We start from the raw sequence: 13,915 nt of genomic DNA, 5'->3' as shown, positions 1-13,915 counted from the left end.
GAGGGCTAGTCGCGACCCTGGGGAAACTGCTTTCACTGTTGTACCGACAGGATAGGACTTGTGTTTTCTAGGGTACTCACACTCACCTATAAGATTATGAAGTTGTCTTCTGCTGAGGATTTAAGTGCGAACTCAACGTGTTAGTTACTCAACAGAAGCCAGTCATCCCCCTATTTCTAGGTTTCAACTGAACGAATCGCACTTCAGTGCTGCGTTGATATCACGGTCATGTTTAGTCCCGCATTGATCACACTGCCAAAGCCTCACATCAAGGGGAAGGCTTCCTACTTGATTGAGGCAAATATTACAAGTTTTGGAGCTTGGGAAAAAACGATCAACTTCTTGATAAACCTTTCCTTCCCATTCAGTTTTGTATTTCAACATCGTACAAAACTGTCCCCATCCTACTTGAGAGATTGCTTTGGCAAGGGTATGATTTCTAACCATATTCTTGACAGCTAAATTTTCTACCACAACAACTTGGTTTTCGTTGACTATCCTGCGTGATAGCTAAAGCGTGGAAATCTTCTCTACATCTTGATATTTTATTGTGGATGACTGCTACTTGTTTACGGGTTTTGTTACGATTACTAGAACCTTTTTGCCGCCTTGATCAACGTTTCTGCTTGGCTCGACGAATTGTGTTCGTGTTTAGCTATCCACCTGGGATTATCAAATTTAGAGCCATCTGAGGTGATAGCAAAGTGAGTCAACCCCAAGTCAAGACCAATCGCTTTCCCCTCTGTCCGCTTTTCAGGAATCTCTTGTCCATCATCAACTAAAACAGAAGCGAAATATTGACCCGAAGCATTCAGCGACACCGTAACAGTCTTTATTTTGCCCTCAATCGGACGGTGTATTTTGGCATCAACAATTCCCATCTTGGGAAATTTAAAACCATTGTCAACCGCTTTAACATTTTGAGGGTATTGAATTGATTGTTTATAATGTTTCGCCTGAAATCTAGGGTAACGTCCTCTCCCTTCAAAAAAGTTGCTCAAAGCCCTGGATAAATTGAGAGCTATTACTTGTAAACATTGAGAATAAGGTTCTTTCATCCATTCGTATTCTTTTTTGAGATTAGTTATCTCTTTCTGAATAGCAAACCGACTCAAGCCTTTTCCTGTAGCTTTATAGGTTTCATTGGTAAGATTTAGAGCATAGTTCCAAGCGAATCTACAGCAACCAAAGCTTTGAAGAAGATGCTGTTCTTGCTCTGTGGTTGGGTAAATTCGGAACCTAGTCGCCTTCAACATTAGCAATGAAACTTTCAGTGATCAAGATTTTAACACAATTAGTTCGCTTTCATCCCCAATCCGCTCTGCTGAGATTGGGGACTTCTCGCTCACCCTGTTAAAGGTTAAAAAGCAAACCTTTGATTTGCAACAATTATCGATTTTAAATTGATCTAATACTGTTGACCTCCTCCCATCGCCAACACATTCGTTTTTGGCGTGGGATTCCCAAACATCACTATTTGGGTTCCTGCTTCTTTCTCTCTCTTGAAGAGTTTTTCGCACCTGGCTTAACAGATTTACTCTGTTGAGCTCTTACAGTCGCTCCGCAGGCAAGCCCTGCCGCCAAAATGTTTATACTAGCGTTGATGTCTCGGTCATGGCGAGAATTGCATTTAGGGCAATCCCACTCCCGGATATTTAAAGGCATTCTCTCTGCGATATAACCACAATTAGAACATCGCTTTGTTAAGGGAAACCAACGGTCGATCTTAATTAATTCCCGTCCATACCACTCAGCTTTATAAGTCAGTTGTCGGACAAGTTCACCCCAATTGGCGTCGCTAATTGCTCTAGCTAACTTGTGAGCCAGCGCGTTGGGCGGGTTCCCCGACTTGAAGCGACTGGCTCACCCGTAAGGGTGATTTTTGACCATGTTCTTCACAGCTAAATCCTCAATTACAATTGTTTGATTTTCACGAATTAGTTGGGTGGTTAGCTTATGAGTATGGTCACGACGAGTATCGGCAATTTTAGCTTGGATACGAGCAACTTTAACTCTGGCTTTCTCTCTATTCTTTGAACCTTTAGTTTTCCGGTTAAAAGACTTTTGAGCGAGTCGGAGTTTTTTATGCAGCTTGTTAAAATGTTTGGGATTGGAAACTTTAACCCCGTCAGATGTGGTGAACAGACTGGTGATTCCCAGATCGATTCCTATCTGTTTTTTGACAGGCTCTAACTTCTGATTCGTTGGATCATCAATCCTCAAAGAAATAAACCATCTACCACTCGGATCTAGTTTGACCGTAATGGTAGATGGTTCGCAATTTTTAGGGAGTTGACGACTCCACCGAATCGGTAAAGGTTCTTTGCACTTTGCAATGTAAACTTGACCCCCTTTAAACTTAAATGCTGACGCTCGTAAACTCTGCACTTCCACCGTTGCGTTTTTTCTTGAAGTTCGGGTATTTTGCCTGACCCGCAAAGAAGTTGGTAAAAGCAGTTTGCAGATGTCTTAATCCTTGCTGGAGTGGAACACAGCTCACCTCATTTAAGAAGTCTAATTCTTCCTCTTTTTTCCAGCTTGTCAGCATTGAAGAAGTTTGAGAATAGCCAACCCGTTCTTTCCGTTCATACCAGGCTTCGGTGCGTGTTGCTAGTGCTTTGTTGTATACTAAACGCACACAACCCAACGTCCTCCTCAACAGGTTCTCCTGTTCAGAAGTCGGATACAAACGGTGTCGGTAGGCTTTTTCTGTCATGTTTCACAGTTTAGCACAAAAATCGTGAAGCATAGCAGTCGGCATTCCTCCCATCGCCAACTCAGACTTATGGCGTGGGTCTCCTGCCGAAATATAGATGAAGATAATCACCCAATTTTTGACTTCTATTTTTCAGGCTTTCCTTGACGGCGATCGCTAAATCATCTTCATCCTCGAACATTCTTCCAGAAATTTAATGAGTTTTAATTTGATGCCATTCTGTTTCAATCCAATTGAGTTCTGGACTGTAGGTTAGTAAGTCAAATAAACAGAAACCTTTTTGCCATGCTTTTATCTCCCTCTAACTTGATCACTTATATGAATTAAGTAATTGTCTATAAATATTATTGTGTCCTGCCCGGTTTAAATTCTTTTTTATTCAGCTTCTTCGGCTTTTAGATCTAATATTTTTAGCCAAGTTTATTGCTTAAAGCTACCTGATAGTAAACAGTGAACAGTATAAATTCAGAAGTACAGAAGATTAAATTGAACTAATCACTAACCCCTGAAAACACTGGTCACTGTAAAACTAATCATTCAAAGAAACCCGTCTCAACTTTATTCTTCTTTTAAGATCTTGGGAACTTTAAAATAATCCCCATCCGATGAGGGCGCACTTCCTAACAGAGACTCTCGATTTTCATAGGGTTTCAACTCATCAGGTCGGCTAATATTACTGACATCAATCGCCCGAGTTGTGGGTTGAACATTCTCAGTATCGAGTTCTTTAAGCTGTTCAAAATATTCTAGGATACTGCCGAGTTCAGTTGTAAACTTTTCTTCTTCTTCGGGCGTTACTTTCAACCGAGCTAAATGAGCTACTTTGCGGACTTGTTCGCGATCAATCATTGTTCAATAAAGAGAGAATATAGAGAGTCAGAAAATCAAAACTTGTCAGCGTTAACTGCAACATTCTTGCCAAACCACAGGTCACTGACCTCAACTTAATCAGGGCTTAGAAGTACACATCAATATTAGAGCGTCCGGTGGTTTTGAGCCAGTTTTGAGCCTCAATATAGTTATTAGGAGCAAGGCGAATGGCTTGTATCCAATGTTCGGCAGCTTGACGATAATATTCTTCTGCTTTATCCTCATCTCCAGCTTCTTTTTCTCGTTCGGCTCGATAATGATACATCACCGCAATATTATTTAAAGCTTGAGGCATTCGGGGATTGAGATCAATTGCCTGATGATAATAACCTAATGCCTTTTCATGTTCACCGTTACTGGTATGAATCAACGCGATATTATATAGGATATAGCTACGATCATTGGGGTCATCTTCGAGTTTCAGGGCTTCATAGTAGTTGTCTAAAGCTTCTGCATATTCGCCGTCACCTTGGGCGGACATTCCATCACGATAATAGGCGAAGGCTTCTTTAGATTTTTGATTCGTCGGCAGAATTTTGAGGATGATATCTGCCATCACCGTAAAGGTCTTATCGATGAAGTTATCGTTACGTTGTGATCTGGGCATTAACTTGATTCTCCAGTGCTTGAGAGTTGTGCGATCATTAATTTAACTTGAATTTGCCCTTGATTACCGTTGAGTTTATACTCATGCCGTTAAAAGAGCCTATTCTATACTTTAGCTTGTCGTTAACTTTTTCTGAAGTCGGGCTGAAAAATTGTTCTCAGATGTCGTCAGAGGACTGTTGTTATAGCAGAACTCAGAAGTCGTGAGGTCAAACTCGCATCTTCACTATATTTTAACAAAATTGCGGGCCTCCTAATTGACAGCCGCGACAGCTATACAAGCCGCTTAACAAAAAAGGATGCAACCGACAATATAAACAAATCAAGCCATAAAGGGTCTACTTTTATGTATAACTCTCCTCGGTAATGTGAGTTAAAAAATTCCCCATCAGGACAAAGCTTCACGGAGGAAGTATGTCAAACTAGAAGTAAGTATATGGAGATAGCTTTAGAGCAAAAAAACGCGCTATGACACCAAACCCTTCGATAATGAAATCGGTTGAGCAGTTGGGCTATCGCGTCACAGTTGGGGACGTAGCCGCCCAAGCAGGAATCGATGTTAACGTCGCTCAACAACAACTTCTCGCATTGGCTTCTGATGCTGGAGGACATCTTCAAGTCGCTGAGTCTGGGGAAATTGCGTTTCAGTTCTCCCAGGATTTTCGGACTGTTCTCCGCAATAAATTTTGGCGGTTAAAATTGCAAGAATGGTGGGAAAAAGTTTGGCGTGTGTTATTTTATATCATCCGCATTTCTTTTGGGATTTTCCTACTGGCTTCTATTGTGCTGATTTTTGTGAGTATTGCCATTATTTTGATTGCGATGAATTCCAGTCGAGATGGCGATGATTCCGGTGGAAGTAGTGATAGTGGCGGTGGATTTATCTTTGTTCCTCGCTTGTGGTTTGGCTCGAACTGGTATTGGTTTTTGTATTGGAATGATGATGATTATTACCATCAACGACGTCAACGTTCTGCTAATCCCAAAGACAATCAGTACAACTTTTTAGAAGCTGTCTTTTCTTTTCTCTTTGGAGATGGAAATCCGAATGCTAATTTAGAAGAACGACGTTGGAAAACGATTGCTACCTTAATTCGCAACAATCAGGGGGCTATTATTGCTGAACAGGTTGCACCCTATCTCGATGAAATTAGTCGTCAAGAGGAAGAATACGAAGACTATATGTTACCTGTTTTGACTCGATTTAATGGTTATCCAAAAGTGAGTCCTCAAGGTGAACTGGTTTATCATTTCCCCGATTTACAAACGACGGCTAACCAATATCGTCCTCAAGCGATTGTGAGTTCTCTGAAAGAACAATTGTGGAAGTTTAGCCAAGCTAGTTCTGGTCAATTAATGTTAGCCGCAGGTTTGGGTGTTGCCAATATTGTCGGGGCGATCATTTTGGCGAGTTTATTACAAGATCAGAATCTGGTTCAAAGTTTAGGTGGATTGGTTGCCTTTGTCGATGTTATTTTCCCGCTTTTGTTGGTTTATGGGATTGGATTTTTAACCGTTCCTTTGATTCGTTTTATTTGGATAAAATGGCAGAATGCTCGCATTGAGGTTCGCAATCAAAACCGACAAGAACGGATGGCAATATTGAATCAAGCTCAGGATTCTGTTAAACAAAAACTGAGTTTTGCTCATCAATTTGCCGCAGAAACAGTGATCGATCAAAAAGATTTAGCTTACACCACCGAATCCGATTTAGTCGAACAAGAACTCGAACAAGCAGATAAAATTGATGCAGAATGGCAAAAACGCTTAAATGAATCTAATTCTTGATTGGAATTTCATGGTTTGAGAGCAGTTGATACACATGAATTGTAGAACGTTAGGAGGGCGAAGGCGAAAATAAAATTTCAAATACTCTCCGACGTTCTCGGGGTGCATCTGGAGTAAAATAACTCCACAGTGTTTCCCAGTAAAAAAAAGAAATTCCTTGAAAGTTGTGTGAGCGAACTTCTTTCACTTGTTGCTGAATTTGTTCGATCTCCACAGGATGTCCCATTGTACCGCTTAAAATTCCAATTCCGACCGGAATTTTACCCCGAATTTCTAGAATTTCTGGATCGTCTAACTCGCTTACAAAAGCTTTAGGGCTATCTCGATAAACTTGTAAGATTAACTCCTCAATTAAACCCTGTTTCACCCAGGTTTGCCAGTCTTGTAGAGATTCGTTATAAGCAAATTCACGGGGGTTCGGCGCGAGAGAAATCAGACAGTCTGGTTTGACGGCTTTAATGCGATCATGTAAGATTTTCATAAAAGCTGTAATTTTATCCGCCCTCCACCGCATCCATTCGGGATCTGCGGGATTATTTGGAGGAAGTTTACCTTCATGTTCTTGCTTATAAATTTTACGAGTATACCAATCATAACCCAGTTCTATTGGCATTCCAAAATTATCATCAAATTGTATACCATCAACATCATATTTAATCACGACTTCAATAATTAAGTCTTCTATAAATCTCTGAACTTGAGGATGTAAGGGATTTAACCACACATTTTTAATCCCCAACCATCCAGACAATTTATTACTCGGTGGAAAGTTGGGCAGTAAAGCATCATCTAAATCCTTTAGAGAAGGAATAGCTAAAAATTTAGAACTGTTTGGTAAAGTAATCCATTCGGGATGGCGTTGGACAAGCTGAGAATTGATCGGTGCCATAAACCCATATTCAAACCAAGGAATCACTCTTAAACCTCGTTGATGTCCTTGGCTAATAATATCAGATAAAACATCTTTTCCTAAATGGATTAAATTCAGTAACGAATCTTGAAAGCGTCCTGTAACTCGACGGGCGGTAGAACTTCGATAAAAGGTTGTTCCTCGATTCCAAAATACCGGATAAACGGTATTAAAATTTAATTGTGAAAGTTGATTTAATGCCAATTCAGTTCCACCCGGAACAAACAAAATACCACTATTGACATTGGTAATCCAAACTCCTCGTATTTCATCGCTAGCTGCTACTGAACTTTTCGGAATTGTAGTCGGATAGAAACGAGTCCATGTCAGTGCAAAGCTTAAACATAAACTCAAAAAAATAAGCATTAACAGGTCAAGTCTCTTGCGTCGTCCTCTCATTTTTTAATACTTTTCAAAATTTGAAATAACTGAAATTTGCAATTCATTATTAACTTTTATTAGACTTTCCTCCCTCCCAAATTTGAAGCTGTCTTTCGGCGGCAAAAAAAGTATTAATCGAAGTCGGTGGATAAACAAAATGATCGTAAGCCAACGCCATTAGACGGGCGGCTTCTGTATAGGGAACCTTGCCAATTCCTGTTCCAAAACCAGGACAAATAACCGTTTCAATTTGTCGCTTTTGATGTAAATTGTGACGGCGAATCTCCAGCAACATTGCCCACATTGCCACATAGGGAATATCAGTTCCATTCACCGACATGGGAACCCGCATGGTTGGTGTATGGGCTAAAAAAGGATGTTTGGGATGTTTTGTTTCCACAATTAAACAGCTTCCCACAGGTTGTTCGCCGAGATACTCTGCTAAAATCTTATCTTGAACTGCGATCATTAATTCTTTGCCAAAATACTGAATAATTGCAGCATCAATTCCGCCATCCATCAAGCCAAAAGAATTAGCCGGACTCACCAAACAATCATACTCCGATACCGCCTCAAAAGAATCGTTGATAACTTTTACATCCGGTAAATAATGAAAATGTTCTCGAAAAGCCGCAGCTAAAGCGGGGTTGGGTGCTACTAAAATCAGTTTCAAGGTTCCTAACTCCATTCGAGTTTAACTTTAATTTTAAACTAATCAATATCCATTTTGATTCTCTGGTTGTGTCTCGGTGTCTTCAGGGTGAGTTTTCCCTTGCTAAAAATGCCCTAATCTATCTTGTTACTCCCATATGTTAATATTTATAATGAATCCCAAGAGTTAACTGCACAATCGAGTTGACCACAGCGAAAAGACTTCAGAAAATTCTCTACACGAGGCAATTTTATTATGGCTTATGACTACGATCTATTTGTAATCGGTGCAGGTTCAGGCGGGTTGGCGTCTTCCAAACGGGCGGCTTCCTACGGTGCGAAGGTGGCGATCGCTGAAAATGATCTCGTTGGGGGAACCTGTGTGATTCGGGGTTGTGTTCCCAAAAAATTGATGGTTTATGCTTCCCATTTTTCTCACTATTATAAAGATGCACTCGGCTATGGTTGGAGTGAGGTAGAACCCTCCTTTGATTGGAAAAAATTAGTCGATGTTGTTGATAAAGAAGTGCGACGTTTGAGTGAACTCCACATTAGTTTTTTGGAAAAAGCAGGCGTTGAATTGATTCGCGGATATGCTAAATTTATCGATCCCCATACCCTAGAAGTTGGCGATCGCAAAGTGACAGCCGATAAGATTTTAATCGCCACTGGAGGACACCCGGTTAAACCTCAAATTCCTGGAATTGAACATAGTATTTCATCGGATGATATGTTCCTTTTAACTGAAAAACCGCAGCGATTTGCAGTCTGGGGAGGAGGTTATATTGGAGTAGAATTTGCATCAATTCTCAAAGGTTTAGGAAGTGAAGTAACTCAGATTATTCGCCGAGATTGGATTTTACGAGGATTTGATCAAGATGTCCGTAGTAATATTCAAGACGGAATGAGTAAACATGGCGTCAATTTTCTCACCAATACTACCATTGAAAAGATTGAAAAAACCGATGAAGGTTTAAAAATTACCCTCACAGGTGAACACGCAGAAAAACCATTAATTGTTGATCAACTTCTCTGTGCGACGGGTCGCAAACCCAACTTAGGCAAATTAATGTTAGAAAATGCCGGAGTTGAAATGAATCAAGATGCGATCGCTGTCACTCAAGATAGTCAAACGTCTCAATCTCATATTTATGCCGTTGGAGACTGCACAGATCGGGTCAATTTAACCCCCGTTGCGATCGCTGAAGGTCGTGCTTTTGCTGACACTGAATATGGTCATCTTCCTCAATCTATTAGCCATGAAAATATTGCGACAGCCGTTTTTTCTCAACCCGAAGCGGCAACAATTGGGATGACAGAAGAGCAAGCAAAAGAAAAATTTGGTGAGGCGATTAAATGTTATACCACTCGTTTTCGTCCGCTCTTTCACAGCTTAACTGGAGCCGATGAAAAAGTGTTTATGAAGTTAATTGTTGAAACCAACACTGATCGAGTGTTAGGGGCGCATATGGTCGGCAAAGATTCGGCTGAACTTATTCAAGGAGTTGCGATCGCAGTCAATATGGGAGCGACGAAAAAAGATTTTGACAAGACAATGGGAATTCATCCCACCAGTGGCGAGGAATTCGTAACCATGCGTTAGAATATTGAACTTTAATTAGAAAAAGAGAGGATAAAAAATCAACCCATTTATCCCTCTTTTTTCTCCTGACTTGATATAATTGACCTGATTAATTTAATCATCGGCACTCCAACATTTTATCAATGGAAAAATTAAAACCATTCAATCTCTTTACTCACCTCAGATATTTTAAGCAGAAGCCATTCCGAACCCTTTGTGCATTATTGTTTATCAGTTTTGCATTACTGACCTTTTTAAGTAGACAGTCTCCTGTTTTGGGACAAACTCAAGCCACCGTTGCGATTGATTTTGGTGCGCCTCTCCAGGGGATTCATTCGATGAGTGGTTTTTTGTATGGTATTGGTGATAACAAACCCCCCAACGATAAATTAAGTCCGTTGCAACCGAAGTTGTGGCGAACCTCTACATTAAAGCATTATCCTCGAATTACAGGTATCGGTTCTCAATTTCAATTACTCTTAAGTGATACTTGGGGCTATGGAAAACCCCGTGGCTGGCCCTATGAAGATTATAGTAAATGGGAAGAACACGTTAGAAAACTTGCTCAACAACATAAAGGTAAAAATATGACCTGGGATGTTTGGAACGAGCCAGATCTTAAAGATCCCTTTTGGCGAGGAAGTCGAAAACAATTTTTTGAAACCTACAAACGAGCTTACACAGCTATTCGTCAAGAACTCGGGCCGAATGTAATGATTGGAGGGCCGAGTATTGCCAAATATGATCAAGGTTTTTTGCGGGATTTCTTAGATTATTGCCAAGAAAATAACTTAGAAGTTAACTTTATTTCTTGGCACGAACTCAACGATCAAGAGATTACCCGAATTAATAATCATGTTGATGAAGTCCGGCGTTCATTTGTACAAAATTCCAAGTATCAAAGCCTCAAAATTCAGAAAATTTATCTCAATGAAATTGTTGGGCCAATTGCTCAATATCGCCCCGCAGAAAATTTAGGATATCTGACTTACGCCGAACAAAGTCGGGTTGATGGTGCTTGTAAAGCGTGTTGGGAACCCATCGGCGGGGGACGTAATAATTGTTTTAATGAAAGCCTCGATGGTTTAGTGACACCCGAACAGTCAGCCCCGAGAGCGGTGTGGTGGGTGTATAAAGCCTATGCAGATGGGTTGAGTTCCCGAGTCAAGAGCGAGTCGAGTAACCCTAGAGTCGTCGCCTTAGCCAGTCAGTCTAACCCCAAAGGTGAAGCTCAAATTTTGTTTGGCTATTTTGAACAGGGCGCCTCGCCGGGGAGAGCAACAGTTGTCTTGACCCTGAGAAATTTACAAAAGCTTGATATTGCTCGTTCAGGAAAACCGCTAACCTTTGCTGTGGCGAGAATTCCTGATTCTGGAGAAAAGGTGATTTCCCAACTCGAAACCGTTAAACAAGACCAAATCTCTGTCGGTAATCAAATCGTTCGTCTAACTATTCCGAATTTAAAACTGCACGAAAGCTACTTACTCACCATTCGTTGAAGCCAGATTGTTGAAACTGTATTATCGGCTCTGATCTGCTGAAAGTCAAACAAAATCCCTCCTCCGAGGGATGACTATTAATCAGATAGACTTTCTCAAATGTATCAAATTTTCATAAAATGTTTGAAAACTTCAAAATATCTCGAAAATAATGCCTGCACTTTTAAAAGTATAGTTGATTTCAAACAAAATTTACATAAGAATTGTAAAGAAGAATAAATAAGCTATGTTCATTGATTTATCCTAGATCATAGAATCTGTGTTTAACTAGAAAAAAAAGAGGAGGTGATCTAGAACTGTGCATAAGTTTTTATGTTCGTGCTGTTCTGAACCCCTATTGGTTCATATTAGTGACCACAAAAAGATAGGATTTTGTATTCAGTGTCATCAAGAAATGCCACTACTCGAAAATTATGGTTTTTCGGGAATTACCTCTTATTCTGAGGTAGAGTTGAGTCCAGTTGATCCCCTATCAAATTTAAACGATATTCAACAACTATCTCGTCAATTTCTAGAAACTAGACTGGAAGGAATAGTCATTTTAGATCGAGATAAAAAGATCACTTTTTTAAATCACAAGATGGCAGAAATGCTAGGAACATCGGTAGAAGAAATGAGCGGTAAATCTTTTACTCTGTTCTTAGATCGAGAACATCCGGCATTTTCTCAGCTTTGCTCCTATCAAACTCTGGCGAAAAAAGAAGAAAGATATGAAATTAAATTACACCACAAACAAGGAAATTTTATTTGGGTGAAGTTGTCTGTTAATGTTCTCCGCGATCAAGAAAATCAGTTTAAAGGCTATCTTTGTCGAACAATTGACATTACACATAGCAAACAAATGGAACAGGAAATCAAACAACAAAATCGACGAGAACAAGCTCTCAATCGTCTGACGCAAGTGATGCGATCTTCTTTTAATTTAGAGATCGTTTTTTCGGCAGCAGTTGAAGAAATCGGTAAAATATTTCCAGTTTTATCTGTGCAAATTGTTGAATATCTTGCCGATGAACAATGCTGGCTGAGTCGAGCTGAGTATCGTTCCCCCGAAGCTGAATTTGCGGTCAATTCCCCAGAAAGTTTAGAACCGATTAAACAATTGGATCATCCACGATTATTACGATTTGAGGCTCGCAATCTCGTTAAACTTGATCGAGAAGGGTCCTCAATTCCTTTAAAAGTTCCCGCTTATGTCACCGCGAACATGACGAACCATAAAGAAGTCAAAATAGACGAAAATAAAATTGATGAGTTTCTGCACAATAGTCCAGGAGCTTGGCTACCCGTACCGTTGTATTCTCACTCAGAGATATGGGGAAGTCTAAGCCTAGTGATGAAAAATCCGGGACATAGTTGGCAAGAATCGGATTTAAAATTAATTTATAGTTTTGCCAATCAACTCTCCGTTGCCATCAATCAAGCTCAACTTTATCAGCAACTTGAGGAGGCCAAAAAGAAATTAAAATACTTATCCGGTATTGATAACTTAACTCAACTGCTCAATCGTCAAAGCTTCAATCAATACCTCTACGAAAAATGGGATCATCTCTCTCCAGAATCCTTACCTTTTTCGATGGTTTTGTGTGATCTAAACTATTACTCATTTTATCGCGAAACCTATGGAAAACAAGCAGCCGGACAATTCCTCAAACAAATAGCTCAAACCATTAATGCTGCTGTCAAAAATCCTCATCATCTCGTTGCTCGCTATGACGAAACTGAGTTTGCCGTGTTATTACCCAAAGCCAATTCAGCGATCGCCATACAACTGGTTGAAACGATTCAAGCTAAAGTTGAAAAAATTAAATTAACCCCAGAATCAACAGATGAACGACAATACTTGTCGATGAGTTTTGGGATCGCTAGCACGATTCCTCGATTGGGGAGTTCAGCAGAACAGCTACCCGAAGCGGCAGAACAAGCCCTTGATCGCGGAGCCTCTCAACTGTGTAAATGTTTACTCTCGACAAAACTAGGATAAATCAAACATAGAGCAGTTGTTGAGCTAATGGCGACAGCCCCGCGTTCTATCGAAGATGAACGTCGGGAAGGATAGCCCGACAAATTAAGGACTCGATGTCCGAAATTTTGTCAATTAGGAGTTTTTTGATTCTCAACATATTCTTTTAATTGTGAAACAGTTACACCTCCGCAACTAGCAATAAAATATGATTCATTCCATAAAACTGACTTTCTATAAACATCAGCTAATTCTGGAAATTCAGTTCTTAAACGACGACTGGTTATAGATTTTAAGTTACCTACAAACTTAGGTAATTCTAATTGTGGGTAATATTGGAAAAGCAAATGAATGTGGTCTGTTTCCCCATTAACTTCAATCATCTGACAATCCCATTTACGGCAAAGTTCCCATATGATGGTTTGAAGTCGCTCTATTATAGCTCCTGTAAACACTTTACGTCGATACTTAGTTGTCAAAACCAAGTGGGCTTTTAAGTCTGATATTGCTCTCCCGCTAGAGACAAAATCATCTTTCATGTTGTCACCGTGCCTGTTTTATGTTACAGTCATTGTAACAGGTCGAGGTTTACCATGATAATTTCTTACCAATATCGTTTAAAACCTAATTACGAACAACGTTGTCGTCTCAACAGTTGGCTAGAAAAATTAAGGTGTCAGTACAATTATTTGTTAGCTGATAGATTTGATTGGTGGGAAAACAACAGAAATTACGTTAATTCTTGTCCTTTAGTTTGTAGTATTGCTGAACCTAGAGAACAACCAGAATACTATAAACAAAAAAGATCCCTTGTTCAATTAAAACAAGAGCGACCTTGGTATAAAGACATCCATGCTCATGTTTTGCAAGATATGGTCAAACGAGTCGATCTAGCTTTTAGTCGTTATATCAAGGGAGATAAAAATGGAAAACGTAGCGGTAAGCCTCGATT

General features: G+C 39.9%; 12 protein-coding genes and 1 pseudogene. 5 read left to right on the top strand and 8 right to left on the bottom strand.

Features of this window, described 5'->3' with window-relative positions:
- Positions 1-183: 183 nt before the first annotated feature.
- The 5 genes and pseudogenes from L8106_RS34610 to L8106_RS24085 all read right to left on the bottom strand — a co-directional run bounded on the left by L8106_RS34610 (position 184) and on the right by L8106_RS24085 (position 4,193).
- Complete coding sequence (locus tag L8106_RS34610) at positions 184-474, bottom strand: RNA-guided endonuclease TnpB family protein (protein WP_009787110.1); 291 nt, start codon at positions 472-474, stop codon at positions 184-186.
- Positions 475-590: 116 nt separating this feature from the next.
- Positions 591-1,256 (bottom strand): RNA-guided endonuclease InsQ/TnpB family protein, encoded by a 666-nt coding sequence (locus tag L8106_RS34605; RefSeq protein WP_369749539.1) that lies wholly within the window; start codon positions 1,254-1,256, stop codon positions 591-593.
- Between the two features lie 217 nt (positions 1,257-1,473).
- Positions 1,474-2,716, bottom strand: a pseudogene (locus L8106_RS32545) (RNA-guided endonuclease InsQ/TnpB family protein).
- A gap of 558 nt (positions 2,717-3,274) precedes the next feature.
- Positions 3,275-3,565 carry an Asp-tRNA(Asn)/Glu-tRNA(Gln) amidotransferase subunit GatC gene (gene gatC, locus L8106_RS24090; RefSeq protein WP_009787105.1) on the bottom strand — a complete coding sequence of 97 codons (291 nt, stop codon included), beginning with the start codon at positions 3,563-3,565 and terminating at the stop codon, positions 3,275-3,277.
- 106 nt (positions 3,566-3,671) lie between these two features.
- Positions 3,672-4,193, bottom strand: coding sequence for a photosystem I assembly protein Ycf3 (locus L8106_RS24085; protein WP_009787104.1), 522 nt, complete (start codon positions 4,191-4,193; stop codon positions 3,672-3,674).
- Positions 4,194-4,681: 488 nt separating this feature from the next.
- On the opposite strand from L8106_RS24085, the gene L8106_RS24080 reads away from it, so the two are divergent.
- On the top strand, positions 4,682-5,980 hold the full coding sequence (locus L8106_RS24080) for a hypothetical protein (protein WP_009787103.1): 1,299 nt from the start codon (positions 4,682-4,684) through the stop codon (positions 5,978-5,980).
- A gap of 49 nt (positions 5,981-6,029) precedes the next feature.
- On the opposite strand, the gene L8106_RS24075 is transcribed toward L8106_RS24080, so the two are convergent.
- Both L8106_RS24075 and L8106_RS24070 read right to left on the bottom strand, forming a co-directional pair.
- Positions 6,030-7,256, bottom strand: a complete 1,227-nt coding sequence (locus tag L8106_RS24075) for a glycoside hydrolase family 10 protein (RefSeq protein ID WP_009787102.1) — start codon at positions 7,254-7,256, stop codon at positions 6,030-6,032.
- Between the two features lie 82 nt (positions 7,257-7,338).
- Positions 7,339-7,959, bottom strand: coding sequence for a macro domain-containing protein (locus L8106_RS24070; protein ID WP_009787101.1), 621 nt, complete (start codon positions 7,957-7,959; stop codon positions 7,339-7,341).
- 219 nt (positions 7,960-8,178) lie between these two features.
- On the opposite strand from L8106_RS24070, the gene gor reads away from it, so the two are divergent.
- The 3 genes from gor (at position 8,179) to L8106_RS24055 (ending at position 12,984) form a co-directional block, all read left to right on the top strand.
- Positions 8,179-9,525 carry a glutathione-disulfide reductase gene (gene gor / locus L8106_RS24065; protein ID WP_009787100.1) on the top strand — a complete coding sequence of 449 codons (1,347 nt, stop codon included), beginning with the start codon at positions 8,179-8,181 and terminating at the stop codon, positions 9,523-9,525.
- Between the two features lie 122 nt (positions 9,526-9,647).
- Positions 9,648-11,003, top strand: a complete 1,356-nt coding sequence (locus L8106_RS24060; RefSeq protein ID WP_039897109.1) for a beta-xylosidase — start codon at positions 9,648-9,650, stop codon at positions 11,001-11,003.
- A gap of 394 nt (positions 11,004-11,397) precedes the next feature.
- Positions 11,398-12,984 carry a diguanylate cyclase domain-containing protein gene (locus L8106_RS24055; RefSeq protein ID WP_009787098.1) on the top strand — a complete coding sequence of 529 codons (1,587 nt, stop codon included), beginning with the start codon at positions 11,398-11,400 and terminating at the stop codon, positions 12,982-12,984.
- A 110-nt stretch (positions 12,985-13,094) separates the two neighbouring features.
- Here L8106_RS24055 and tnpA read toward each other — a convergent pair whose 3' ends face one another.
- Positions 13,095-13,502, bottom strand: a complete 408-nt coding sequence (gene tnpA, locus L8106_RS24050; protein ID WP_009784073.1) for an IS200/IS605 family transposase — start codon at positions 13,500-13,502, stop codon at positions 13,095-13,097.
- A gap of 54 nt (positions 13,503-13,556) precedes the next feature.
- On the opposite strand from tnpA, the gene L8106_RS24045 reads away from it, so the two are divergent.
- Positions 13,557-13,915, top strand: a 359-nt coding sequence (locus tag L8106_RS24045) for a helix-turn-helix domain-containing protein (RefSeq protein WP_009787097.1), incomplete at its 3' end; no start/stop codon positions are given.

It is taken from the genome of Lyngbya sp. PCC 8106 (assembly GCF_000169095.1).
Classification (GTDB): domain Bacteria; phylum Cyanobacteriota; class Cyanobacteriia; order Cyanobacteriales; family Microcoleaceae; genus Capilliphycus.
Note: the sequence above shows the minus strand (reverse complement) of the source record. Positions and strands in the feature narration are given on the sequence as shown.